The sequence below is a fragment of the Hyalangium minutum genome, from assembly GCF_000737315.1.
Taxonomy (GTDB): Bacteria; Myxococcota; Myxococcia; order Myxococcales; family Myxococcaceae; genus Hyalangium; species Hyalangium minutum.
Genome location: NZ_JMCB01000013.1, coordinates 156676 through 180780, shown reverse-complemented (window position 1 = coordinate 180780; position 24105 = coordinate 156676). Strand labels below are relative to the sequence as shown.

Below are 24105 nucleotides of genomic sequence, written 5' to 3'. Positions count from 1 at the left end.
CACAACCGGCGGGACTCCGCCCCCAGTCCAAGGCCCTGAGGCCCCACCCGGACTCGCAGGGCACCCGACAGGTCCGCGCATCAGAAAGGCGCCAGGAGCCGGGACGTTGTGTAGTGTGCCCCCCGAATGGCCACCCAGCCCGCCAGACTCCAGGTTCCCTCGGGTCCCTCCCGGCACGTCTACGACGCCATCGTCGTGGGCAGCCAACTGGGCGGAGCCCTCACGGCCGCGCTCCTGGCCAAGCGCAAGCACCGTGTGCTGCTCATCGACCATGACGGCACCGGCACTGGCTACGAGCACGGCGGCTATGTGCTCCCCTACGGACCCTCCATCACGCCCCCGCTCAAGGCGATGCCCCTCGTGGAGGAGGCCTTCACTGAGCTGGGCCTCACCACCACCGTCCAGCGCTCCCTGCGCCCGCACCAGCCCGAGCTGCAGCTCGTCCTGCCCCGCCACCGGGTGGATCTGCAGCCCGATCCTGCGCGCCGTCGCGCCGAGCTGGTCCGCGAGTTCGGTGACGCGGCCGAGGGCCTCTTCGCTGCCCTCACCACCACCGCCTCCCAGCACGAAGAGAGCAACGCCTTCCTCAAGGAGCAGCCCAACCTGCCCCCGGATGGCTTCTTCGAGGCGTGGGGCCTGAAAAAGAAGATCGGCCAGCACGAGGGCCTGGAGAAACACCCGCGCCTGTCCAACAACACCCCGCCCGGCGCCCTGCTGCGGGGCCTGCTGCCCTTCCTGATCCACCTGGACGAGGCCTCCTCGCCCCTGTCGCTCACCCGCCCCTTGTCCCAGGCGCTCCAGTCTCCCCAGCGCTTCCCCGGCGGAAACGAGGGCCTGCGCGAGATGATCGTCAAGCGGCTCTCCGAGCTGGGCGGCGACGTGCTCACCCGCGAGAACTCGGACAGCTACGTCGTCGAGGAGATCACCTTCGATGGGGCGCGCTTCTCCGGCGTGAAGTTGGTGCGCTCGGACGTCGTCTACCGGGCCTCGTGCCTGGTGTCGGCCATGGACTCGAGCGCGCTGCGGCGGCTCATCACCGACCGCAAGCGGCACCGCAGCCTGCTCGAGCACCTGGATGCCTCCACCAACCGCTCCCTGCTCTTCGCGGTGAACTGGGTGGTCCCCGCGAACGCCCTGCCCCGAGGCATGGGCGAGCTGCTCCTCGTGGAGAGCGAGGACGTGGAGCTCCGGCCGCTGCTGATCCAGGTCCACCCGGCGCGCACCCCGTCGGGCCAGGAGGACGAGTCCCTCCGCGTGGTCTGCGCCGCCGCGTTCGTGCCCGCCTCCGTGAGGGATCTGGGCGAAGAGCACATGCAAGTCCTTGCGCAGCGCATCGACAAGGAGCTGGAGACGCTGATGCCCTTCACCCTGCCCCACCGGGTGCTGCGCTCGGCGCCGTACTTGGACGCTGGCGGCGTGCGAGGCAGCAGGCTCATGCCCCACCCCCTCTACACCTTCGAGGCGGAAGCCTTCCTGGGCGTCACGGGTTTGAAGCAGCGCACGCCGGCGAAGAACATCCTCCTCGCCGGCCGCGAGGTGCTCCCTGGCCTGGGCCTGGAGGGCGAGTTCCTCGCGGGGATGCGCGCCGCGCGGCTCGTGCAGGAAATGCTCAAGAAGAAGACCCCCACGGCGGGGTAGGCCCAACGGATCGGCTGGATTTTCAGGGGATTTCTGGTAGGTTCCGCCGCTCTTTTCGGGGCAGAGCCTGTAAAGCCCCTGTTTTCAAGGAGTTGGCTGTCATGGCGTGGAAGTGTGACATCTGTGGGAAGCGGCCGCTCGTGGGCAACAACGTCTCCCACGCGAACAACAAGACCAAGAAGCGGACGCTGCCGAACCTCCAGAAGATCCGGGCCAGCGTTGAGGGCCGTACCGAGCGCGTCCTGGCCTGCACCCGCTGCATCAAGGCGGGCAAGATCACCAAGGCCGCCTGATCGCCGAGCGCTCGAGGGTGGGAAGGCCGCGTTCGACTCCGCTCGCGCTCCCGCCCACTGAGCGGCTTCATCCCCGCGCGGACGAGCTGGACCTCCTCTCTGTCGAGGCCCTCGTCCGCCGGATGCATCAGGAAGACCTGGCTGCCGTCCGAGCGGTCCGCAGCGCGCTCCCGTCCGTAGCGGAAGCAGCGCGGGCCGTAGCGGATGCGTTGCGGGCCGGGGGCCGGCTGCTCTACGTGGGCGCTGGCACCAGCGGGCGACTCGGCGTGCTCGACGCCAGTGAGTGCCCGCCGACGTTTGGTTCTCCTCCCTCCCAGGTCCAGGCCGTTATCGCCGGAGGCCACCGGGCGCTGACTCGCGCCGTGGAAGGCGCCGAGGATGATCCGGCCGCAGGCGCTCAGTCCGTGCGCCGGTTCCGCGCGGGCCCCAAGGACGTGGTGTGCGGCATCTCCGCCAGTGCATCCACGCCCTATGTGCTCGGGGCGCTGGCCGAGGCGCGGCGACGGGGAGCGCGGACGGTGCTCGTGTGCTGTAACCCTCCTGGGCCTCGGCTCCAGGTAGACATCCTGATCCTGGCGGTGACGGGCCCGGAGCTGGTGGCGGGCTCCACGCGGCTCAAGGCGGGCACCGCCACCAAGTTGATCCTCAATGCGCTCACCACGGCGGCCTTCGTCTCGCTGGGCAAGGTGTACCGCGGGCGGATGGTGGACGTGCGCCCGGCCAACGCGAAGCTCCAAGCGCGTGCCGTGCGCATGGTGGCGGAGCTGACGGAGCTGCCCCTCGCACGGGCGCGACGGCTGCTGAGCACCGCGGGCGGCTCTGTGAAGACGGCGCTCGCGATGCACTTCACCGGGTTGGGCCGGGAAGAGGCGCAAGCACGGCTCCAGCGCGACTCCCTGCGAACCCTCGAGCAGCAGAAGTCCAAACCCCGACGCACGCCGTGAGCCCCCAGGAGGCAGTCATGTCACCGTCGCCCTACGCTTCAGCCCTCATGCTCGGAATCTGCGCGCTCGCAGTGGGACTTGGAGGCTGCGCCACGAGCAAGCCCGCCGCCGCCGCTCCCTCCGCAGTGCACGACGCCACCGCCGTCACGCCCGCCCAGCCGACCTTTGTTGATCGCGAGAAGGCCTGCGCGGCCGGCGACAAGGAGGGCTGCTACCAACTGGGCGTCAGCTACTGGGAGGGCGTGGGCGTGGAGAAGGATGACAGCCGCGCCGCCCCGCTCTTCGAGAAGGCCTGCGATGGCGATGACGCCCGCGGCTGCACCAACCTGGGCATCCTCTATGTGCAGGGCAGCGGCGTGACGCGCGACGACGGCCACGCCGCCCTGCTCTTCGACAAGGCCTGCACTTTGGGTGCGAGCCGGGGCTGCACCAACCTCGGCGCCTTGTATGCCCAGGGCCGGGGTGTGACGCAGGACGACAGCCGCGCCGCCAAGATCTTCGAGCAATCCTGCGCGACAGGTGAGGCCGGTGCCTGCTTCAACCTCGGCCTCTTCTACGAGAAAGGCCGTGGCGTGACGGCGGATCCGAAGCGCGCCGTCGAGCTGTTCCAGAAGGCCTGCGAGGGCGGCATGGATCAGGCCTGCAACCGGTAGCCTGCTCTCACGCCCCGTCCGTTTTGGCGAGCACTCAGCCCCCCTCCCTTCGCGCATCCACTGTTTCCGGGCCAGCGTGAGCCCGGGGGCTTACAATCGGACCATGCGCCCCCCTCGCTCCCCCGCCGACCCGAGCCGCCCTCGCCTCTGTGTGGGGCTGATCTCTGGCACGAGCGTGGACGCGGTGGAGGCGGTGCTCTGCAAGATCGAGGGCACGGGCCCCTCCGTGACGCTGAAGCTGCTGACGCACGTCTCCCGCCCGTTCCCGCCGGAGTTCATCCAGCGCGTGCTCGGGCCGCAGGATGCGCGCTCGCTCTGTGAGCTCAACTTCGAGCTGGGCGAGCGCTTCGCAGAGGCGGCCCAGGCCGTCATCACCCGCGCGGGCCTGCGCAACGGGGACGTGGATGTGATCGGCTCGCACGGGCAGACGATGGCGCACCTGCCCACGAGCCTCTCCACCACGCCCTCCACCCTGCAGCTGGGCGAAGCCTCCGTCATCGCCGAGCGCCTGGGCATCCCTGTGGTGAGTGACTTCCGTACACGGGACATGGCCGCAGGGGGCCAGGGGGCGCCGCTGGTGCCCTACTTCGACTGGGCGGTGTTCCGGCAGCCGGGGGCGGTGCGAGCGTTCCAGAACATTGGTGGCATCGCCAACGTGAGCGTGGTGGGCGAGCGGCTGGACGACGTGCTCGCCTTCGACACGGGCCCGGGCAACATGGTGCTGGACGGGCTGGCGCGGCGGATGACGGGGGGCAAGCTCCAGTGTGACTTGGACGGGCAGCTGTCTCGGCAGGGCAAGCCCATCCCGGCGCTGCTGGCGGACCTGCTGACGCACCCGTTCTTCGCCCTGCCGCCGCCTCGGAGCGCGGGGCGCGAGGGGTTTGGCGAGGCGCTGGTGTCCTTCCTCTGGGAGCAGTCCCCGGATCGTCCGGCGGATCTGCTGGCCACGGCGCTGGCTTTCACGGTGGAGGCCACGGCGCGGGCCTACGAGGCCTACGTCCTCCCCCGTTTCAAGTCCTTGGAGGCGGTGTACGTCTCTGGAGGAGGAAGCCGAAATCCGGCGCTGATGGAGCGGTTCACGGCGCGGCTGGGGCCTGTGCCGGTGAAGCCGCTGGACACCCTGGGGTTTCCCGAAGGAGCCAAGGAAGCCGCCTGCTTTGCCTTGCTGGCGGCCGAGCACCTGCTGGGGACCCCAGCGAATGTACCGTCGGCGACTGGCGCGAGACGCAGAGTCGTTCTAGGTAAGCTTACACCGTGAGCAGCGTGAACCTGTTGGCCCGCGAAGTGGCCGCGAAGATCGTTTTCTACGGACCGGGGTTGTCGGGCAAGACGACGACCTTGCGGAAGATCTACGAGACGGTCCGGCCGGCGCACCGAGGCGAGATGATGTCCATCGCCACGGAGGGCGACCGCACCCTCTTCTTCGACTTCCTGCCGGTGAAGGTGGAGCGGGTGAATGACTGCTCCGTGCGGCTGGCGCTGTACACGGTGCCGGGCCAGGTCTTCTACAACGCCACGCGCAAGCTGGTGCTGCAGGGGGCGGACGGGGTGGTGTTCGTGGCGGACTCGCAGCCGGAGGCGTTGGACTCCAACCGCGAGTCGCTGCAAAACCTGGAGGAGAACCTGCTCGAGCAGGGCATCCGGCTGGATCGGTTCCCGCTGGTGATGCAGTGGAACAAGCGGGACATCGACAAGGCAATGCCCGTGGAGCAGATGCGAGCGGCGCTGAACGCGCGCGGCGCGCCTGAGTTCGAGACCTCGGCCACGAGCGGCCAGGGGGTGCTGGACTCGCTCAAAGCCATCACCCGGCTGGTCATCAAGGATCTCCGGGCCAAGCGCATCGTTCCCCCGCCCCGCCCGACCCCGAGCCCTGTGGCTCCGGGAGCAGGGCTGGAGGCGCAGCTGAGCCAGCACCTGCCGACGCGGCCGTCCCAGACGATGCAGGCAGTGCAACCTCCGGCGATGACGCCCCGGCAGCACCCGCCCTCCTCGACGACACTGCCTGCGGTGGCCTCGGCGGGTGGGCCCGCGCCCATCGTGGCGGCAGCCATGGCTCCTGCGGCTCGGATGGAGGTGACTCCGAACTCCTCGGCGGTGCCCGTCCCTCGCACGGCGGGCCAACGGGCGATGGGGCCTGCGACGGCGCTGGCGCCGGGAGAGCTGTTCGACCACGCCCGTGCGGCGGAGACCGCATTCGCCAGCGGACAGTATGCCCAGTGCGTGAAAGCGTGCGTGGACGCGGTCCGGCGAGCCCTGGCGTTGGCGGGAGAGGGCTCGTTGGCACAGCAGGGCTTCCTGCTGCGGGTGGATGGCTCGGACCTGCTGCGGCTGCAGGGGCTGTCCAACCACGTGGACACGGCGCGGGTGGATGACGCCGCCTTCGCGCTGTACCTCGTGATGCAGGTCTTCACCCGGCTGAACGCCGCGGGCCTCCCCGAGACGGCGTAAGGTCCACCTACAATCAGTGCAGGAGAGGACCATGCATGTGGGGAGACCACTCTGGGCCTACCTGCTGGGGCTTCTTGCGGCCTGGGGATGCGTTCCCACTCCGCCACCTCCAGGCGTTGTGCGCTTTGAGTCCGGGAAGATCCCTTCCAGCGTAGCCGGCCCATTTCCAGGCCAGGGACCGTTCCCCACCTCTTGGGATGCGCTGCTGGCGGCCTGCCCACTCATCCTGGGTCAGCGCAACGCAACGGCTGGGCGCTCGGATGACACGAGTTTCCCTGTGCGGTGGCGCGTATCAAACGAGTACTGCGCCTGGCTCTACTACACGCCAACCCACCAATACGAGCTGAGCTACCTCGTGGAGAGCACGGAGCCGCTTCGCGCCAACGGCGAAAAGGGCTGCAGAGCCCCGGCCTTCGTGGAGGACCCGCGATATCCCCCTCGCAGCCTCCAATACCTGTACTTCCTTCACAACCATCCCGCCACGCCCACCAACATCTCGGAGGAAGACATCGCTGCCGTGGCGAAGATCGCCCGGATTCATGGCGGCTCTGTTCAAACGGAGCAAGGCGTCGTCCCTGTCAGCATCGTCGCCTTCATCTCGAACGCTCACCCACCGGAACCGTTCTCGTGCGACGGCTTCTATGAGTACAGCCACGGAAGCACCGAGGTGCTGAAATGGACACCGGATGCACAAGGCCAGTGGCACAAGACCCCCGTCGGCACCGTCCACTGGACCAGTGAGACGGATTTCCAATTTGCTCCTGCGAAGTAATCACCTGCTGCGGCGGAACGTGCGTCGAGAGGGCCCCATGCGGATGACCAACGTGTCCCTGTGGCTTGCGGCCCTGATCCTCGTGGGATGTGCGCGGTCCCCGGGCTCGCGCCAGCTCCCGCAGGAGAACGATCCGTCCATTGCGTTCCCACCGTTCTTCGCGGACTCAGCGGTGGCGGTCGGTGCCGGACAGAAGCCGTACGAGCTGGATGGCACGCTCCTCCGAGCCCTCAGCATCGCTGTCCATGACTTTCTCCCCTCGGACAACGAGAACCGGCCCTGCTGGATGAGGCCGGAGGCATATCGCTATCGAATCATCCGTCAGGACGACATCATCTTTGTCCGCATCATGGAGGACCCTGACTTCTGCGGTCCGCAGTACATCTCCGTGGACACGGGCGCGAAGTACGCCATCAGCACCAACGGCCGCATTCTCCGTCGGGTCATCGGAACTGAACCTGAGGCTCCCTGGGGCCCCAGCGTCCCGGACGCAGGGAAGCCCAGGAGCCCGGCGGAACAGGCAGACGGGGGAGTCCCCACTGTCAGTCCAGATGGGGGCCTCTCCTCAGCCGATGGGGGCGCTCCACACCTGCAATAGCCCGCCAGCGCTGGGGCCGCGCTCTTCCCTCCATCACAGGCCCTGGATCAGCGCATCGGCATGGTGAGCTGCACCAGGCCCATGCGCACCAGCTTCGCCAACGTGCGCAGGGTGTCCAGCTCCCGCGCGGGTACGGCTAGCACCAAGGTCGACACATCCCAGCCGCCGTTGACCAGGCCGGCGATCTGACGCTCCTCGGGCTTGAGCAGCGCCATGCCCTCCGGATCGTGCACCGGCACCGGCACCGCCACCGGAGGCAGCTCCCCATAGAGGGCCGCCACGTGCTCGCGCTGGACCATGCGGGCGAACTCGCGCACGCGCCGATCCGCCGGATCACTGGCCAGCAACGAGGCGCAGATGATGCCCGCCGAGTCGTACTGTCCCTCACGCACCAACACCTGCCCCTTCTCCAGCATCTCCGCCACCGGATCCGCCTCGACCTGCGGCGCTCCCTCCACCTCCACCAGCTTCAAGCGCAGCAGATCGAACACCCGCCGCGTCACCGCCGATCGCGACATCCCCATCGACAGCCTCAGCCGCCCCAGGTTCTGCGAGTTGGCGCACAGCGTGAGGATCACCCGGTGCAACAGCGGCTGGCTCGCGCTCGGCGGAGCCACCGCCCGCACGCTCATCGCGTCGATGGGCAGCGCCTGCTCCACATCCCCGTGCTCGTCCACCCAGCGCAGGGACTCGAAGAGCATCTCGCGGATGCTCATGTCCGAGGGCACCCAGTCTTCGCCCGTGCGGTCCGCATCCTCCGTCCAGTGGAACGTGCCGCGCCCGGCGATGGTCAGGTCCATCATCGAGCTGAAGAGCTCCTCGCGCCCCATCTCCCGGACCATGCGCACGTCCACGCCGTGAGTGGCAAAGGCCTGCTCGACATCCGGGGTGCGCTGCAGCTCCTCGAAGGAGGCCAGCACTCGGCTGCCCGAGCTCAGCTTGGCCAGCTCCAGGAGCCGGGCCACGCGCTCACGCAGCCCCCGGCTGGCGGTGGCGACCACCTGGCCGGAGAGAACGAAGATCTTGCGCTCCCCGGCCTCCCAGGACAGCTGCAACGTCCCCGTCTTGCGAGAGCCGTCGAGCCACTGCAGAAGTTCAGGAAGCGGATAACTGAAGAGGTCGCCGTGAAGGGCCATGGGTGACGGATTCCAGAAATTCGAGGATACAGTCAGAAATCGTGCGAGTCGCGCTCCTGTTCATCGATGGTGTGGGTGTAGGCCGGAAGGACACGGCAGTGAACCCGCTCGCTGGGAGGGCCCACCTGCTCTCCCAGTTCGGGGACGCCCCCGGGACCCCCCTGCCCCCAGGGGGGTGGTGTATCCCTGTGGATACCACTTTCGGTGTGGAGGGCCGCCCCCAGTCAGCCTCCAACCAGACGGCCATCCTCACGGGCGACCCCGCGCCTGCCCTCATTCAGCGCCACGTGCTGGGCTACCCGAACCCACCCCTGCGGGAGATCCTGGCGGAGCGCTCGCTCGTGAAGCGGCTGGTGGCCGCTGGGCGCACCGCCACCTTCGCCAACAGCTACGCGGCGCCATACCTGGACCTGCTGAAGCTGCACCGGCGAGCCTCCACCACGCCCCCGGAGTTCGTCTTCCCTCCTGCGGCAGCGAAGCGCTTGAAGCCCTCGGCATCCACCCTGGCCTTCGCGGCGGGAGGCGTACCCCTGCGCACGCTGGATGACGCGCGCGCGGGGGACGGGCTCACCCATGACATCACCGGCACTCACGCGCACCGCATGGGCTTGTCCGTGCCCCAGCGCACGCCCGAGGAAGCAGCGCGGATCTTCTGGCAGGTGGCCGAGGGCGTGGACTTCACCTTCTTCGAGCACTACCTGGCTGACGAGGCCGGGCACGCGCAAGACTTCGAGGCAGCCCTGGCGGCCCTGGACACCTTCGATGCCTTCGCGCGGGAGATCGTGGCCCTGCGGCCGCCGGATGCGCGGGTGTTGATCTGCAGCGATCACGGCAACGTGGAGGATCTCTCGACACGGAGCCACACCCTGAACCCCGTGCCCGTGCTCTACTTCGGGCCGCCTGCGCCAGAGGTGGAGGCGCTGGCCACCGTGGCGGACGTGGGGCGCACGGTGTTGCGCTGGCTGGACGCGGAGTGAGGTGCGCGTGACGGTGGGCAGGAGCCACAGGGGAACGATGGCCAGCGCGGTGCTCGCACTGTGGGTGAGCGCCGGATGCGTGGGGCCACGCTCTGGGCTGAAGGCCGAGCTCCTCACGGTGGAGACAGCGGTGGGGACCTTCCGCATCGAGTACCCCTCCCGCGAGGAGGCGGGCGCGCTCATGGTCCGAGCCGCGCTGGAGAATGCAGGGCACCAGCTCGTGAAGTGGGGCAGGCTCCACGAGCCGGTAACGGTGCGGGTCCATCCGGATCACAAGTCCCTGGAGCGAGCCGCGAAGCGCTCGGGTTACGAGTGGCTGCGGGCGTGGGCGCGCTACGACGTGGTGGATGTGCAAGCGCCGGAGACCTGGAGCCCGCTGAGCGCCACGCAGCAGGACCTGAACGAGACACTCCTGCATGAGCTGACGCACACGGTGATGTACCAGGCGGCGGCGGACCTGGGCGGCTGGCGGCAGAAGAAGATCCCCGGATGGTTCCGCGAGGGCATGGCCTCGTACACGGCGAACCAGGGCTACCGCTGGCCCACACTGGAGACCCTCGCACGGACGCTGGAGGAGAATCCCTCCTGGGAACCCCTGCTGCGCCCCGAGCCGCTCTACGCCGAGCAGATGCCCGTGGCCTACGGAGCAGCCCACCACGCCTTCAGCTTCCTGGTGAACCGCTATGGGGAGGACACGGTGCGCAAGCTGCTGGAGGAGATGAGCCGGGGGCCGGACTTCCCGGGGGCCTTCACCTCCATCGTGGGGCTACCGCCCGAGGCCTTTCTCCGGGACTTCTCGCGCTACTTGCGCCTGAGAGGCTTCAAGGGCGGGCGCTTGCTGCACCCCTCCCCCGATGCTCTTGCTCCCTCCGAGGAGCAAAGTGCTCCAGAAGAACCCGCAGAAGCACCCGGGAGCTGAACGAAGGACGTACCGCCCTACTCCTGCTTCTTCGCCTCGGGCTGCCGCGAAGCGGCCGAGGGGCTGGAGAGGATCGGTGGGCGGTCCTTACCCTCCATCGTCCGCTGCAGTTCGATCTCCTGGAGCAGCATCGCAGGCGCCACGGTGGACACAGGCACCATCCCGCTCTCCGCGCCGCAGAACCCGTTGAACACGCCCTGCCTACTGCCCGAGGCCAGGATCCGGTTCACCGCCGACAGCGGCGTGCCGACGATCTCCACGCCCCGCACCAGCGTCTCCTTCCCATCCCGCACATCCACCCGGAACACCATCCGGGGCACGCCCTTGAATGCCTGGTAGCCGTAGCTGGAGGTGTTGGTGTTGCCGCCGGTAATGTCGCGGATGATGAGCCCGTACGGCTTGCCCTGCCGCTTCGCCTCCGCGATCAGCTGCCGCTTCAGCTCCTCGTCGGACACCTGCTTCGTGGAGTCCACGAGCAGGTTCGCCATGCGCGCCACCGGCCGCTGCGAGCCCTGGCTCCGGCCATGCCCGTTGGACTGCAGGAAGCCCTCCACCGGCTGGCGCGACAGCAGGTAGTTGCGCAGCACGCCCTTCTCCACCAGCGGCACCCGCTGCGCCTTCACGCCCTCCTCGTCATAGAGGTAATAGCCGTTGAGCTTCTCCCCGCTCAGCTCTCGCACCGTTGGGTCATCGGAGATGGAGAGGAAGGGCGGCAGGACCTGCTTGCCCTCCTGGCCTCGGAACGTCTTGCCCTCGCGATCGTCTGCCTGCCGGTGCCCCTCGAGCCGGTGCCCCAGCACCTCGTGGAACAGCACGCCCGAGGCCTCGGGCGCCAGGATCGCCGGCCCTGTATACGGATCGATCGCGGGCGCCTTCCGCAGCGCCAGCAGCTCCGTGATCACCTTGTCCGTGGCCTCCAGCAGCGTCTTGTCGTCCGGAAGCCCCGCCTCGGTGGGCGTGTAGTAGTTGCGCGAGTTGTCCAGCAGCTGCCCGTCCTCCGCGCGAGCCACCGCGGTGACGTGCAGCCCGTAGAGCGTCTCCTCGGTGATGATGCGGCTGCCCTCCGTGGAGACGAACACGCGCATCACCTTGTCTGCCGTGACGCGCACATCCGAGTCGAAGATCTCCGGATGCCCGTTGAACCGGGCCGACAGCATCCGCGCCACCTTGCGCCACCGCTCCCGATCGAACGGGAACGCCACGGACGGCTGCACGTGCGTGTTCGGCCTCTCCTTGGAGAAGGACGGCGGGCGCTTCGGATCCTCCACCGTATAGACGTCCTCGCCCTTCTTCTTGAGGAACTGGGCCAGCGCGGACTTGTACTTCTCATCCGTCAGCAGCCAGAACGCGGTGCGCAGCGCCATCGGCGAGTCGTCGATCGGGCCGTCCGGCCGCGCGTAGTAGCTCGTCCCCTTGGTGGAGACGAGGAAGTCCTGCTCCTCGGGCACCGAGCTGTCGAACTGGTACGAGCCCACCCGCACATCCGCCGCCAGCCGGCGATCCCGCGAGCCGTCATCCGTGAAGATCGCCCCGTAGCGCGCGGCGATGGCGTACTGGTCGTAGTCCTTGAGCTGGTAGCTGATGAAGTACGGCGGCTCGTGGCCCTTGAGCTGGAGCTGTTGCTGGCTGCGGGTCAGCTCAGCGATCATCGCATCCGCCATCTCCAGACGCGGATCGGCCGGAGGCGCGGCGGCAGCCAGGAGAGCGGAGACAGCCAACAGGGGAAGGACGGGCGAGAGGGGAAGTCGCACGGCCCCACTGTACCGAAACCACCCCGCAATGCACCGAAGGTCCTCACCGCCCTGCTCCAGAGCGGCGAGGACCCTCGCTTGGGAGGCAATCAGCCCCCGTGCAACTAGGCCTTCGTCACCTTCTCACGGCCCGGTCCCACGTGCTTCGTGGCGTTGCGCGTGTCGACGACGCACTGGGACTTCTTCACCACCATGGAGTAGTCGATGTTGGAGTGGTCCGTGAGGATCACCACCGCGTCGTACTGGCCGAGCGTCTCCGGCGACAGCGGCACGGAGGTCATCTCGAAGTTGAAGCCGTGGCCCTTCTCCAGCTTCGGCACGTACGGGTCGTGGTAGCTGACCACGGCACCCTTCTCCTTGAGCAACGAGATGACGCGGAGGCTCGGGCTCTCGCGCATGTCGTCGATGTCCTTCTTGTACGCCGCACCCAAGCACAGCACCTTGGCGCCATTGAGCGTCTTCTTGTGCTGGTTGAGCGCCTCCATGGTGCGCTGCACCACGTAGTACGGCATCTGCGTGTTCACCTCGCCGGCCAGCTCGATGAACTTGGTGTGGAACTCGTACTCGCGCGCCTTCCACGTCAGGTAGAACGGATCGATCGGGATGCAGTGACCGCCCAGGCCCGGGCCCGGGAAGAAGGGCATGAAGCCGAACGGCTTGGTGCTCGCCGCCTGGATGACCTCCCACACGTCGATGTTCATGCGGTCGCAGAGCATCTTCATCTCGTTGACCATGGCGATGTTCACGCAGCGGAAGATGTTCTCCAGCAGCTTGGAGAGCTCCGCCACGCGCGTGGAGGACACCGGCACCGTCTCCTTCAGCGCGCTGGAGTACAGGGCCTGCGCCACCTCGAGGCACGCCGGCGTGAAGCCGCCGACGATCTTCGGGATCGTCTTCGTGTTGAAGCTCTTGTTGCCCGGATCCTCGCGCTCGGGGCTGAAGGCCAGGTGGAAGTCCACGCCCGCCTTCAGGCCGCTCTTCTCCAGCAGCGGCTTGAGCACCTCCTCGGTGGTGCCCGGGTAGGTGGTGGACTCCAGCACGAAGAGCTGGTTACGGCGCACGTACGGGGACAGCGCCTCGCCCGTCTGGACGATGTACGTCATGTCCGGCTCACGCGACGCCGTCAGCGGCGTGGGCACGCAGATGACGATGCAGTCCATCTCCTTGGCCTTGGCGAAGTCCGTCGTCGCCTTGAGCTTGCCCTCGCTGCTCAGCTTCTTCAGCGGCTCGCTGGGGATGTGCTTGATGTAGCTCTCCCCCTTGGCGATCTTGTCAATCTTGCGCTTGTCGATATCGAGCCCCATCACCGGGAACCCCGCATCGGCGAACGCCATGCCGAGCGGAAGCCCCACGTAGCCCAGACCGACAACCCCCACTTTAGCTTCCCGCTTGCGGATCATATCCACGAGCGGGCTGACCATGACGCGCATCTGTACTCCCTCCAAGCAAGGCGCCGCGGGACACGGCGCCTCAACAACACCGTTCACGAAAAGACGACCACCCACCGCAGCCATGCCGGAGGCACGCGACGTGCCCCGTAAGTCACCACCGACGCCGGCCTCACCCGCCCGTAGCCCGGCGAGTACAGGGCCCCGTCCAACCGGGGCGTCAGTCCCGAGGCGAAGAGCACACACGCCCTCGGCGCGTCCTCTGGCCCCAACTCCACGCACAGCGGCTCGAAGGCCCGCGGCGCATCCGGCACACGCAAGGCCCGCGCAATCTCCCAGGTCGAGGCGGGACGCAGCCGCACGTGCTCGTCCGGCAGGTACAGCCGGCCCACCACCTCGTGCGCCCCCGTACCGACGAGCCGATCCGTCACCGCGAGCGCACGCTCCCGCTTGTCCAGGTAGAAGGTCCGCTCGATGCCCACGGGCGACGGCAGCGTCCGGTACCCGTCGTGCCGCACGGTGAGCCGATCCAGCTGCGCGCCCGGCTGGAACACCTCCACCCGGGCCCGGGCGTCCTCGGGCAGCGCGAAGAGACGCTCGGGCTCCAAGGGAGCCTGCTCCACCGCGTCCACCACCAGCGTGTTGTGCGCCGAGGTGCCGCGAAAGAAGTTCCGGACCATCGCGTCCCGCGTGTACGTGCCTGTCCCCGGATCCACGATCACGGGCTCTCCGCCCAGGTGCAGCTCGAAGGAGAGCTTGTCGTTGTGGCTGTGCCCGCCCACCCCGCGCTGCCCCTGACGGCCCGCGCTGATGGTGACGACAGCCCCCGCTCCACGCAGCACGTGGAAGCCCCCCGAGTGGAAGCACACCGAGGAGGGCGCTGGAGCCGTCCCCAGCGCCTGGAAGCGCTCCAGGCCCGGCTTGCCCAGCAGCCACGCCGCCTCGTCCGGGAACTCGCCGCCCGCCAGCGAGGCGTCGCCGAAGAGCGCCGCGCCCAGCGGAGCCAGATAGCCGTGGTCCTGATCGTCGCGCTCCCGGAGCGGGAAGACGCGGCAGGAATCGTTGTCGCCGATCTGAGCCACCCGCCCTTGCTCGGAGCACCAAGCGCGCGTGGCGCGGAACATCTTGAGGAGGCGCTCCTCGAAGTCCTTGCCCAGCATCACGCCGGCCCGGAGCGCCACCACGTGCGCCAGGGTGCACAACTCCACCACGAGCCGGTGATAGGAGGTGGAGCCCTCAAAGGAGGTGCCATCCTCGTGCACCTGCGCCAGCACCTGCGTGCGCAGCGTCTTCACCGCCAGCGCCACCTGGTTCGACGCGCCCGGGAGCTCCGGGAACAGCAGGCCCACCACCAGCAGGCCCACGTAGTTGGCGATGAGGTGATTGTTGGGGACCGCGCCCTGGTCCTCCGGATGCGCTTCCACCCACGCGGTGTGCTCGGCGAGCGAGCTCAGCACGGGCACGAGGAACTCGGGCCGCTGAACCTCGGGCGCCTCCGCGAACATGGCGAGCGCCTGCGCGATGTTGGCCGCCCGCAGCGACACCTCCATGGTGCACGCCCACTGCACACCCTGCCCAGGAGGGTTGGCCTGCAGAAAATCCAGCGTCTGCAGCACGAAGGCGCGCGCGTAGCGGGAACGTGCCTGCTCGCTCTCCTCCACCCAGTAGCCCTGCCCCAGCGCCACGAGGCTGTCGAGCCGCCCGAGCACCCACGGGTACTTGGGATCCGTCCCGGGCCGCACCAACTGGAGCTGCTCCACGGGCTCCAGCGGGTAGCGGTAGCCGCTCACCGGATCCAGGGACCACTCCACCGACCGGCCCTCACCGAAGGCCACGCGCGTGCCGAAGACACGGAACTCCTGGCGGAGCGCCGCCTCGGCCCGCTCCAGCGCCCGCTCCCGGGCACCCGGCACGGCCGCGAGCGCCTCGAGCACAGACCGGCGCTGACGGTGCTCACACCACACGCTGGAGTGGCGCGTCTCCAGGAGCTTGCCCGCGAGCTCCGCCGCGGACTCGGCCCCATACGCCTGGAGGATCCGCAGCTCATCCACCCGGTACCGGCGGCGATAGAGAGCCTGCCTCGCAACCCCCTGCACCCGGCGTACCGCGCTCTTCGCGACGGCTGCCGGAGCGAGTCGAACCAGCGTCGTGTAATAGTCGAAGGTCCCCATCCGCCCCTTTCGCGCTCCGGGTCAGCGGTTAGCAATCGCCCGGCCAGGGGTAAGCCGTGGATCTTGTTGGGGTTGGGTCTCCCGAGGGGTCTGCGCACCGGTAAAAACGCCATGACTGCGCACGCGGAGAGGGAAAGTCGTTTCTCTGTCGTGTGTCGATCAGTCCTCAGAGTGGGTACCGTTGCGCCTATCTGAAGGCGTGCTCATTCCTAGCCACGTGCATGCCGGAGCGTTGAGCGGGCGTCGGCCCGAAGATTCTGTTGGAGTAATAGAGGTGGAGCGATCGCTGGCGGCGGTGGCCGAGCGCTCTCTCCGGGACGGGGCTCGCGCGGGCATCGACGCGCTCCTGAAGGAAGCCCTGCGGCTCACGGGGGTGGCGGGCATCGCCCTCCATGAGGGGCGGGTGCGGATTGCGGAGGCGGGGCTGCGGCTGCCTTCCCTGTCCCGTCTGCGCGCCTCCCAGCTCATTCCAATAGAGGAGGGCCGCTCGTCACTCGGAGTGATTCCGGAGCGGACCAGCGGAGAACAACGCGAGACACTGGAGCGCTTCGCCGGGCTGGCGGGTTCGCTCCTCAAGGCGTGGAGGCGAGAGGCCAGCCTTCAGGGCAGGCAAGCCTCGCTTTGCCAACAGTTGCGGCAGCTGCAGCGCGAGCTGTCCTATCGGGAGAGCAACCGCTCCCGGGCTTCTCACGACCTGCGGACTCCGCTGCTCGTCATCCAGGGCTACCTGGAGATGATGCGCAAGGGCATGACGGGCGAGCTCACGCCCACCATGGAGAAATATGTGGAGCGCATGCAGGGCTCCACCCAGATGATGGGCCAGCTCATCTCCCGGCAGCTCTCGCGCGGCGGGGCGCCGGAGGATCTGCGCGCCCTGGCGCTCGAGGCCTTCGAGCCGATGGCGCGGGCCCGGAAGCTCCCCCTGCACTTCGAGTGCTCGGCGAAGTGGGCACCGGTGCGAGGTCCTCGCTCGGTGGTGACGCAGCTGACGCGGCTGCTGGCCAGGGATCTGGGCACCTCACGGGTCGGCGTGGTGCGGGTGCACATCGAGGAGCAGGAGAAGCTGGGCATGTGGACGCTGAGCGTGTCCACGGACCGGCCCCGGCTGCTGATGGCCCGGAAGCTGGCGCGGCTGGAGCAGCTCCTGCAGCGGCTGGGGGGTGCCCTTTCGATCCAGGACGAGGCGCCCTTCGAGCTGCGGCTCCATCTGCCCGCCGCCACGGTGAACGCGCGGCCTCGCTAGCCAAAGGCTCCCACCTGCTTCCATGATGCGGCCCTCTTCATCCAAGGGCCTTCCGTGGAGCTTCGCATCCAGAACCTGTCCAAGCGCTATCCCAATGGGACGCAGGCGCTGGCAGATGTCACACTCACCGTGCGGCCCGGGATGTTCGGTCTGCTGGGGCCCAACGGCGCGGGCAAGTCCACGCTGATGCGCACCCTGGCCACGCTCCAGGAGGCGGACAGCGGGAGCGCCACGCTCGGGAATATCGACGTGCTGCGGGACAAGGACGCGGTGCGGCGGGTGCTCGGCTACCTGCCGCAGGACTTCGGTCTCTACCCCAAGGTGTCCGCCGAGGATCTGCTGGAGCACCTGGCCACGCTCAAGGGCATCAGCCAGGCGAAGGAGCGCAAGGCGCGCGTCTCCGCGCTGCTGAACCAGACCAACCTCTACGCGGCTCGCAAGAAGCCACTGGGCAGCTTCTCCGGCGGCATGCGCCAGCGCTTCGGGATTGCGCAGGCGCTGCTGGGCAACCCCCAGTTGCTCATCGTGGACGAGCCCACCGCCGGTCTGGATCCCGAGGAGCGTGTCCGCTTCCACAACCTGCTGGCGGACATCGGCCAGGACGTCATCGTCATCCTCTCCACGCACATCGTCGCGGACGTCCACGAGCTGTGCTCGCAGATGGCGGTGCTGGACAAGGGCCGGGTGCTGCTCGCGGGCGAGCCGCAGGAGGCCATCTCGCGGCTCTCCGGGCGCATCTGGCGGCGCTTCGTGGAGAAGGCGGAGCTGGCGGACGTGCAGGCCCAGCAGCGCGTCATCTCCACCCGGCTGGTGATGGGGCGCACGCGCGTGCACGTCTACAGCGAGGGCTCACCGGGCGCGGGCTTCGAGCCCGTGGAGCCGGATCTCGAGGACGCCTACTTCGCCACCATCAAGGGCCACGTGCAGACAGCGCCGGTCCCCGCCACACCGGCCGTGGCCTGAGGAGCGCGACATGATCGCCATCGCTCTCTTCGAGCTGCGCCGCCGGCTCAAGATGCTCTCCACGTGGGTGTACTTCGGCGTGTACCTGGCGCTGGGCTTCATCTTGATGAACGCCGCAGCCGGAGCCTGGGAGGCCGTCACCTTCAACGCGGGTGGGGGCGGCAAGGTGCTGGCCAACTCGCCTCACTCGCTCAGCGTGATGATGGCCTACCTGGGCTTCACGGGCGTCATCATCTCTGGCGCGATGATGGGCCAGGCGGTGTACCAGGACTTCGCCGCGGGCTCGCACACGCTGTTCTTCACCACGCCCATCTCCAAGGCCCAGTACCTCTTCGGCCGCTTCTTGGGGGCGTTCCTCGTCCTGCTCGTCATCTTCTCGAGCATCGGCCTGGGGGCCTTCGTGGGCAGCTACATGCCGTGGCTCCAGAAGCATTTGGTGGGCCCCAACTCAGGCGCCGCGTACCTCTGGCCGTACGTGACGAGCGTGTTGCCCAACCTCTTCTTCGCGGGCGCCCTCTTCTTCGCGCTGGCCGCGCTCACCCGGCGCATCCTCCCCGTGTACGTGGGCACCGTGGTGCTCTTCATCGGCTACCTCATCGGCGGCAGCCTGATGCGCGAGCTGGAGACCAAGTGGATCTCCGCGCTGGCCGATCCCTTCGGCCTCAACGCTCAGCGCGTGGTGACCGAGTACTGGACGGTGGCCGAGAAGAACACCCGCCTGCTGCCCCTGGAGGGCTGGTTCCTGCTCAACCGGCTGGTGTGGCTGGCGGTGGGCATCGTGGCGCTCGTCTTCACGTACGTGCGCTTCCAGCGGACGCACGCACTGCCCCTCCGGGGCCAGAAGGAGCAGGAGCCCTCCTCCGAGCCCGCGCTCCCCGCCTCCATCGCTCCGCTGCCCGCGCTCAACCGGGACTTCCGAGGTACCACCTTCCTGCGGCTGCTCCCGAAGCTGACGTGGCTGGACCTGAAGGAGACGGTGAAGAACGTCTACTTCCTGGTGATGGTGCTCGCGGGGGTGCTCTTCGTCTTCATCAGCGCGCGCGCCATGGGCTCGATGTACGGCACCAACACCTGGCCCGTGACGTACATGGTGCTGGAGATGGTGGGCGGCACCTTCGCCCTCTTCCACATCATCATCATCACCTTCTATTCGGGCGAGCTCATCTGGCGGGAGCGAGACGCGCAGATGAGCGGGCTGATGGACGCGCTGCCTACGCCGGGCTGGCTCCCATACGTCTCCAAGCTGCTGGCCCTCATGGGTGTGCAGGTGATCCTCACCTGCGTGGTGTTCCTCTGCGGGCTCATCGTCCAGGCTGCGAAGGGCTACACGCACTTCGAGCTGGGCCTCTACGTGACGGAGCTGTTCGGCCTGCGGCTGCCGGATCTGTGGCTGCTGTGCGTGCTCGCGGTGTTCATCCACGTGGTGGTCAACCACAAGTACGTGGGGCACTTCATCATGGTGCTCTACCTGGTGCTCTCGCAGTTCGCCTCGCAGTTCGGCTTCGAGCACAACCTGTACAGCTACGCGGGCTCGCCCTCGTACACGTACTCAGACATGAACGGCTTCGGGCCGTTCCTCCGGCCGTACTTCTGGTTCCACCTGTACTGGGGGCTGGCGGCCCTGGCGCTGGCCCTGGCGGCCCACCTCTTCTGGGCCCGAGGCTCCGAGGAGGGCGCCTCCTGGCGGCTGCGCACAGTGGGGACGCGGCTGTCCGGTCCGGTGCGTGTGGGACTCGCGGTCGCGCTGCTCGGCTTCGCGGGAGTGGGCATCTCCATCTTCCACAACACCAACCGCCTCAACCGCTACCTCACCGAGCGGGAGCAGCAGGCCGAGCAGGCGGACTACGAGAAGAAGTACAAGGCCCTCTCCTCGGAGCCCCAGCCGCGCATCGTGTCGGTGAAGGTGCAGACGGACATCTATCCCCAGGAGGCCCGCGTCCGCTTCCTGGGCATCTACGGCTTGGAGAATCGCTCGGGCCAGCCGGTGAAGACGGTTTACGTGAACCTCCCGCCCCGCTCGGAGCTGACGATCCACAAGCTCTCGGTGGTGGGGCTGGACACCGCCTCGGAGCAGGACACGCGGCTCGGCTTCTATACGTACCGCCTGCCAGAGCCGCTCGCGCCCGGCGCGAAGGCGGAGCTGAGCTTTGATCTCGAGTACGCAGCCCGAGGCTTCAAGAACAGATCACAGCCCACGGAGGTGGTGGACAACGGCACCTTCGTCAACAGCGAGGCCTTGCCTCACCTGGGCTACCAGGAGAACTCCGAGCTGTCGGACGAGGACACCCGCCGCCGCCTGGGACTGGCCCCCAAGGAGCGCATGGCCGACGTCAACGATCTGAAGGCGCGGATGAACACCTATATCGGCTCGGACTCGGACTGGATCACCTTCGAGACCACCGTCAGCACCTCGCCCGATCAGATCGCCCTGGCGCCCGGCTACTTGGAGCGCGAGTGGACCGAGGGCGGGCGGCGCTACTTCCACTACAAGATGGACCGCCCCATCCTGAGCTTCTTCTCATTCCTCTCCGCGCGCTGGCAGGTGAAGCGCGACGCGTGGAACGGCGTGGCCATCGAGGTCTATTACCATCCCGGCCACGAGTACAACCTGGACCGGATGATCGCGTCCGTGAAGGATTCGCTGGACTACTTCACGAACGCCTTCAGCCCGTACCAGCACCGGCAGGTGCGCATCCTGGAGTTCCCCCGCTACGCCTCCTTCGCCCAGTCCTTCCCCAACACCATCCCCTACTCGGAGAGCATCGGCTTCATCGCCCGGGTGGATCCGGACGATCCCAAGGACGTGGACTACCCGTACTACGTCACCGCGCACGAAGTGGCCCACCAGTGGTGGGCGCACCAGGTGGTCGGCGGCAACGTACAGGGCGCCACGCTCTTGTCGGAGACGCTGTCGCAGTACTCGGCGCTGATGGTGATGAAGCGCAAGTACGGGGCGGAGAAGATGGGCCGCTTTCTGCGCTACGAGCTGGACCGCTACCTCAATGGCCGCAGCATCGAGCGCAACAAGGAGATGCCCCTGGGGCGCGTAGAGAACCAGGGCTACGTCCATTACCGCAAGGGCAGCCTCATCATGTACGCGCTGCAGGACTACCTGGGCGAGGACAAGGTGAACCAGGCCCTCGCCTCCTTCCTCCGAAAGACGGCGTACCAGTCGCCTCCGTTCACCCACTCGCCCGAGCTGATCGCCGAGCTGCGCGCGGTGACGCCCGATCACCTGCGCTACCTGCTCGAGGACTTCTTCGACCGCATCACCCTCTACGAGAACCGCGCTGTCACCGCCACCTCCACGGCCCTGCCCAACGGGCGCTTCGAGGTGAAGATCACCGCCAAGGCTCGCAAGGTGGAGGCGGACGGGCTGGGCCAGGAGAAGGAACTCCCGCTCAACGACTACGTGGACGTGGGCGTGCTCGACGCGGACGGCAAGCCCCTCTTCCTGGAGAAGCGCCTCATCCAGCAGGGGGACGTCAGCTTCACCGTGCAGGTGAGCACGCGCCCCGCCAAGGCGGGGCTGGATCCGCTCTACAAGCTGATCGACCGGAAGCCGGAAGACAACACGGTGACGGTGGAGGCGCTCTGAGCCGGAGCGCCCGGACTACCCAGGCATCAGCTGCCGCACGAGTTCCAGCAGCTTGCCGCGCTCCACCTCGCGCTTGACGAGGTAGCCGTCCGCGCCCGCCTCGAGGCCCTCGGCCCGCTCCTCGGGGCTGTCGAGCGAGGTGACGAGGATGACGGGCGTGCGATTGAGCGTCGGGTGGGCGCGAATGCGCCGCGTGAGGCCCACGCCGTCCAGCCGGGGCATCTGCCAGTCGCTGACCACGAGCTGGCAAGGCGTGCGCTCCAGCACCTCCCAGGCCTCCTCGCCGTCCGACGCGGTGACCACCGGGTAGCCGGCGATCTCCAGCAGCGACTTCATCGCGAAGCGCGTGGTCAGCGAGTCGTCCGTCACCAGGACGCGAGGACGGCGGATCTCGCCGGTGCTGATGCCGCGCGTGCTCGGGGCGGCGGCGCGCAACAACTCCGGCGCGTTGAGCACCGGCACCAAGCGGCCGTCATCCAGCACGGCGGCGCCCGCCAGGTGCGCCACGCCCTTCAGGTGCGGACCCAGCGTGCGGACGACGACGTCCTGCTGTCCCACCACCTCATCAATGGCGTACAGCGCCCGCTCCTTGCCGAGCGTGAGCAGCATGACCGTCTGCATCTTCCCGGCCTCGAGCGCCAGCGGCAGCCGGGGCAGCCCGATGGCCTCGGAGAGCGAGAGGAAGGTGATCTGCTCGTTGTCCACGCGAGCCACCACACGTCCGGCCACCGTGCCCACGTCACCCGGGGCCAGCCGGAACACGCGCTCGACCATGTCCGAAGGCACGGCAACGATGGCCGTGCCCACGCGGATCAGCAGCCCCAGCGCGGAGGCCAGCGAGAGCGGCAGATCGATGGTGAAGCGCGTCCCCTGCCCCTCGGTGTAGGAGATGTCCACCGCGCCCTGAAGCCGCTGGGCGGTGGCCAGCACCACGTCCAGGCCCACGCCACGGCCGGAGGTCTCCGTCACCTGGTCTCGGGTGGAGAAGCCGGGCTGGAAGATGAGCCGCGCGGCCTGAGCATCCGGGAGCTTCGCCGCGGCCTCCGAGCTCAACAGCCCGCGCTTCACGGCGGTGGCGCGCACCCTCGCGGGAGACAAGCCTCCGCCGTCATCCTCCACGACGACGGCGATGCGGGTGCCTCGCGGCTCCACGCGAATCCAGAGCTTGCCCTTCTCGTTCTTGTCCGCCTCGCGGCGGACGTCCGGCATCTCGATGCCGTGGTCGATGGCGTTGCGCACCAGGTGCTGCAGCGGATCCTTCAAGGCATCCAGGATGCGGCGGTCCAGCCGCACGTCTCCGCCCGAGATGAAGAGCTCCACCTGCTTGCCCAGGCGCGAGCTCACCTCGCGCACCGTGCGTCGCAGCGGCTCCAGCACCTGCGCGGCGGGCACCATGCGCATGTCGCGCAGGTCGTCGCGCACCACCTGGGCCACGAGGTTGAGCTGCTCACCCTCGCGGGTGCCTTCCTTCAGCAGCTCCACCAACCGCTTCTGGATGCTGCGCAGGTTGAGCACACCCGTCCGCAGGGACTCCAGCGCCTCGCCCCCGCCCGACAGGGACAGGTGCGACGCGGAGCGCTCCAGGTGAACGATGGTGTCGTGCGTGTTGTCGAGCAGGTCCCGGAGCGCATCCGTCCGGCGCATCTGCAAGGCGCGGCCCGAGATGAGGTGCTCCACCTGGAGCCCCAGCGACTCCAGCGTCTTCACCGAGACGCGGACCGCCTGATCCACGGGCCCCTTGCCCTCACCCGTGCTGGGAGCGGGCGCAGTGGAGGCCTCGCTGGCGGCGCGCAGGGCCTGAGCAACCTGCTTTGCCGGAACGGGCGCGGCAGCCGGAGCAGACTCTGGGGCAGCGGAGGGCGCCGGCTCATTGGGCACGAGCACGCCACGAAGCTCCACGAGGATCTCCGTGAGCTGTGACGCGGCGATGCTGGCGGTGTCACCCGCCTGCTCCATCCTCGAGAAGGCCGCGGCCATCCGCTCCACGAGCGGAGCGACGCGGGTCTCCTTGGCGGTCTCGGCCTTGTTCTTGAGCGACTGGGCCAGCGCCACCGCCGCGCTCACGGTGCCCGGGCGATCCGGCACGTCCGGCGAGACCAGCGCGATCAGCGCCTCCTCGAGCTTCCCCAGCACCATCATCGCGTCCTGGCGGAACCGCTCCAGAGCACGGTGGCGCTCCTTCTCCTTCTCCCGCTCCTTGTTCGGCCCCTTGAGTTCCCCGCCCCGTCCGAGGGAGGCCAGCAGCTCCGCGAGCCCGTCGATGACCGGCTCGCCGCCCTGGTCACCGCGTCCCAGGGCGTCCTCGATCTTCTGCAGCCCTCGGACGGTGACGCTGACCACTTCACCGGGCAGTTGCTCGTCCCAGCGGAAGCGGGCCAGCCCATCCTCGATGGCGTGGACGACCTGCTCGATCTCCGACAGCCCGAGGCTCGCGGCGGAGCCCTTCAGGCTGTGGACCAACCGCTTCATGGACGGGAAGAGGTCCGGATCCCGGCCGGCCGGATCCTTCTCGAGGATCTCGATCTTCTCGAAGATGGCCTGAATCTGCTCGCGCGTCTCCGCGGAGAAGATGGGCCAGATGCTGCGAAGGACCTGCTCGTCCATGCGCCTCGC

The 24105-nt window shown here is 68.3% G+C and carries 18 protein-coding genes; 13 read left to right on the top strand and 5 right to left on the bottom strand.

Annotated elements, in window-relative coordinates; translation table 11 throughout:
- The first annotated feature begins 126 nt into the window (after window positions 1–126).
- The 8 genes from DB31_RS29560 (at window position 127) to DB31_RS29525 (ending at window position 7346) form a co-directional block, all read left to right on the top strand.
- Complete coding sequence (locus DB31_RS29560) at window positions 127–1638, top strand: phytoene desaturase family protein (protein ID WP_044193644.1); 1512 nt, start codon at window positions 127–129, stop codon at window positions 1636–1638.
- 101 nt (window positions 1639–1739) lie between these two features.
- The gene (gene rpmB / locus DB31_RS29555) at window positions 1740–1931 is read left to right on the top strand and encodes a 50S ribosomal protein L28 (RefSeq protein WP_044193642.1); all 192 of its coding nucleotides are present in this window, start codon (window positions 1740–1742) and stop codon (window positions 1929–1931) included.
- Window positions 1932–1948: 17 nt separating this feature from the next.
- Window positions 1949–2875, top strand: a complete 927-nt coding sequence (gene murQ / locus DB31_RS29550; protein WP_044193640.1) for an N-acetylmuramic acid 6-phosphate etherase — start codon at window positions 1949–1951, stop codon at window positions 2873–2875.
- Between the two features lie 17 nt (window positions 2876–2892).
- Complete coding sequence (locus DB31_RS29545; RefSeq protein ID WP_083968818.1) at window positions 2893–3528, top strand: tetratricopeptide repeat protein; 636 nt, start codon at window positions 2893–2895, stop codon at window positions 3526–3528.
- 103 nt (window positions 3529–3631) lie between these two features.
- Window positions 3632–4786, top strand: a complete 1155-nt coding sequence (locus tag DB31_RS29540) for an anhydro-N-acetylmuramic acid kinase (RefSeq protein ID WP_044193636.1) — start codon at window positions 3632–3634, stop codon at window positions 4784–4786.
- Window positions 4783–5976, top strand: a complete 1194-nt coding sequence (locus DB31_RS29535) for a GTP-binding protein (RefSeq protein WP_044193634.1) — start codon at window positions 4783–4785, stop codon at window positions 5974–5976. Before DB31_RS29540 ends, DB31_RS29535 begins: the two co-directional genes overlap by 4 nt.
- A gap of 277 nt (window positions 5977–6253) precedes the next feature.
- The gene (locus tag DB31_RS29530) at window positions 6254–6748 is read left to right on the top strand and encodes a hypothetical protein (RefSeq protein ID WP_052420343.1); all 495 of its coding nucleotides are present in this window, start codon (window positions 6254–6256) and stop codon (window positions 6746–6748) included.
- A gap of 37 nt (window positions 6749–6785) precedes the next feature.
- A complete protein-coding gene (locus DB31_RS29525; protein ID WP_044193631.1) occupies window positions 6786–7346 on the top strand; it encodes a hypothetical protein in 561 nt (186 codons plus the stop codon).
- Window positions 7347–7393: 47 nt separating this feature from the next.
- Here DB31_RS29525 and DB31_RS29520 read toward each other — a convergent pair whose 3' ends face one another.
- On the bottom strand, window positions 7394–8482 hold the full coding sequence (locus DB31_RS29520; protein WP_044193630.1) for a DUF4388 domain-containing protein: 1089 nt from the start codon (window positions 8480–8482) through the stop codon (window positions 7394–7396).
- A gap of 41 nt (window positions 8483–8523) precedes the next feature.
- Between DB31_RS29520 and DB31_RS29515 the strand changes: the two genes are divergently transcribed.
- Window positions 8524–9459, top strand: a complete 936-nt coding sequence (locus tag DB31_RS29515) for an alkaline phosphatase family protein (RefSeq protein WP_044193628.1) — start codon at window positions 8524–8526, stop codon at window positions 9457–9459.
- A gap of 37 nt (window positions 9460–9496) precedes the next feature.
- The gene (locus DB31_RS29510; protein WP_044193626.1) at window positions 9497–10378 is read left to right on the top strand and encodes a gluzincin family metallopeptidase; all 882 of its coding nucleotides are present in this window, start codon (window positions 9497–9499) and stop codon (window positions 10376–10378) included.
- Between the two features lie 17 nt (window positions 10379–10395).
- Here DB31_RS29510 and DB31_RS29505 read toward each other — a convergent pair whose 3' ends face one another.
- The 3 genes from DB31_RS29505 to DB31_RS29495 all read right to left on the bottom strand — a co-directional run bounded on the left by DB31_RS29505 (window position 10396) and on the right by DB31_RS29495 (window position 15688).
- Window positions 10396–12129: a TldD/PmbA family protein gene (locus tag DB31_RS29505; protein ID WP_240486949.1), complete on the bottom strand. Its 1734-nt coding sequence runs from the start codon at window positions 12127–12129 to the stop codon at window positions 10396–10398.
- A gap of 104 nt (window positions 12130–12233) precedes the next feature.
- Window positions 12234–13559 (bottom strand): nucleotide sugar dehydrogenase, encoded by a 1326-nt coding sequence (locus DB31_RS29500; RefSeq protein ID WP_044193622.1) that lies wholly within the window; start codon window positions 13557–13559, stop codon window positions 12234–12236.
- 53 nt (window positions 13560–13612) lie between these two features.
- Window positions 13613–15688 carry a heparinase II/III family protein gene (locus tag DB31_RS29495; protein ID WP_083968816.1) on the bottom strand — a complete coding sequence of 692 codons (2076 nt, stop codon included), beginning with the start codon at window positions 15686–15688 and terminating at the stop codon, window positions 13613–13615.
- Between the two features lie 274 nt (window positions 15689–15962).
- Between DB31_RS29495 and DB31_RS29490 the strand changes: the two genes are divergently transcribed.
- From DB31_RS29490 to DB31_RS29480, 3 genes are read left to right on the top strand one after another with little or no spacing between them, the layout of a single operon-like run.
- Window positions 15963–16931: a sensor histidine kinase gene (locus tag DB31_RS29490; protein ID WP_052420342.1), complete on the top strand. Its 969-nt coding sequence runs from the start codon at window positions 15963–15965 to the stop codon at window positions 16929–16931.
- A gap of 54 nt (window positions 16932–16985) precedes the next feature.
- Window positions 16986–17894 carry an ABC transporter ATP-binding protein gene (locus DB31_RS29485; RefSeq protein ID WP_044193619.1) on the top strand — a complete coding sequence of 303 codons (909 nt, stop codon included), beginning with the start codon at window positions 16986–16988 and terminating at the stop codon, window positions 17892–17894.
- Between the two features lie 10 nt (window positions 17895–17904).
- Entirely contained in the window at window positions 17905–21492 is a 3588-nt protein-coding gene (locus tag DB31_RS29480) for a M1 family aminopeptidase (protein ID WP_044193618.1), read from the top strand.
- A gap of 15 nt (window positions 21493–21507) precedes the next feature.
- On the opposite strand, the gene DB31_RS29475 is transcribed toward DB31_RS29480, so the two are convergent.
- Window positions 21508–24096 (bottom strand): hybrid sensor histidine kinase/response regulator, encoded by a 2589-nt coding sequence (locus tag DB31_RS29475; RefSeq protein WP_044193616.1) that lies wholly within the window; start codon window positions 24094–24096, stop codon window positions 21508–21510.
- Window positions 24097–24105 lie beyond the last annotated feature (9 nt).

Coding starts and splice junctions, on each gene's coding strand:
- DB31_RS29560 (WP_044193644.1), top strand. CDS start 127: ATGGCCACCCAGCCCGCCAGACTCCAGGTTCCCTCGGGTCCCTCCCGG.
- rpmB (WP_044193642.1), top strand. CDS start 1,740: ATGGCGTGGAAGTGTGACATCTGTGGGAAGCGGCCGCTCGTGGGCAAC.
- DB31_RS29545 (WP_083968818.1), top strand. CDS start 2,893: ATGTCACCGTCGCCCTACGCTTCAGCCCTCATGCTCGGAATCTGCGCG.
- DB31_RS29540 (WP_044193636.1), top strand. CDS start 3,632: ATGCGCCCCCCTCGCTCCCCCGCCGACCCGAGCCGCCCTCGCCTCTGT.
- DB31_RS29525 (WP_044193631.1), top strand. CDS start 6,786: ATGCGGATGACCAACGTGTCCCTGTGGCTTGCGGCCCTGATCCTCGTG.
- DB31_RS29520 (WP_044193630.1), bottom strand. CDS start 8,482: ATGGCCCTTCACGGCGACCTCTTCAGTTATCCGCTTCCTGAACTTCTG.
- DB31_RS29510 (WP_044193626.1), top strand. CDS start 9,497: ATGGCCAGCGCGGTGCTCGCACTGTGGGTGAGCGCCGGATGCGTGGGG.
- DB31_RS29500 (WP_044193622.1), bottom strand. CDS start 13,559: ATGCGCGTCATGGTCAGCCCGCTCGTGGATATGATCCGCAAGCGGGAA.
- DB31_RS29495 (WP_083968816.1), bottom strand. CDS start 15,688: ATGGGGACCTTCGACTATTACACGACGCTGGTTCGACTCGCTCCGGCA.
- DB31_RS29480 (WP_044193618.1), top strand. CDS start 17,905: ATGATCGCCATCGCTCTCTTCGAGCTGCGCCGCCGGCTCAAGATGCTC.
- DB31_RS29475 (WP_044193616.1), bottom strand. CDS start 24,096: ATGGACGAGCAGGTCCTTCGCAGCATCTGGCCCATCTTCTCCGCGGAG.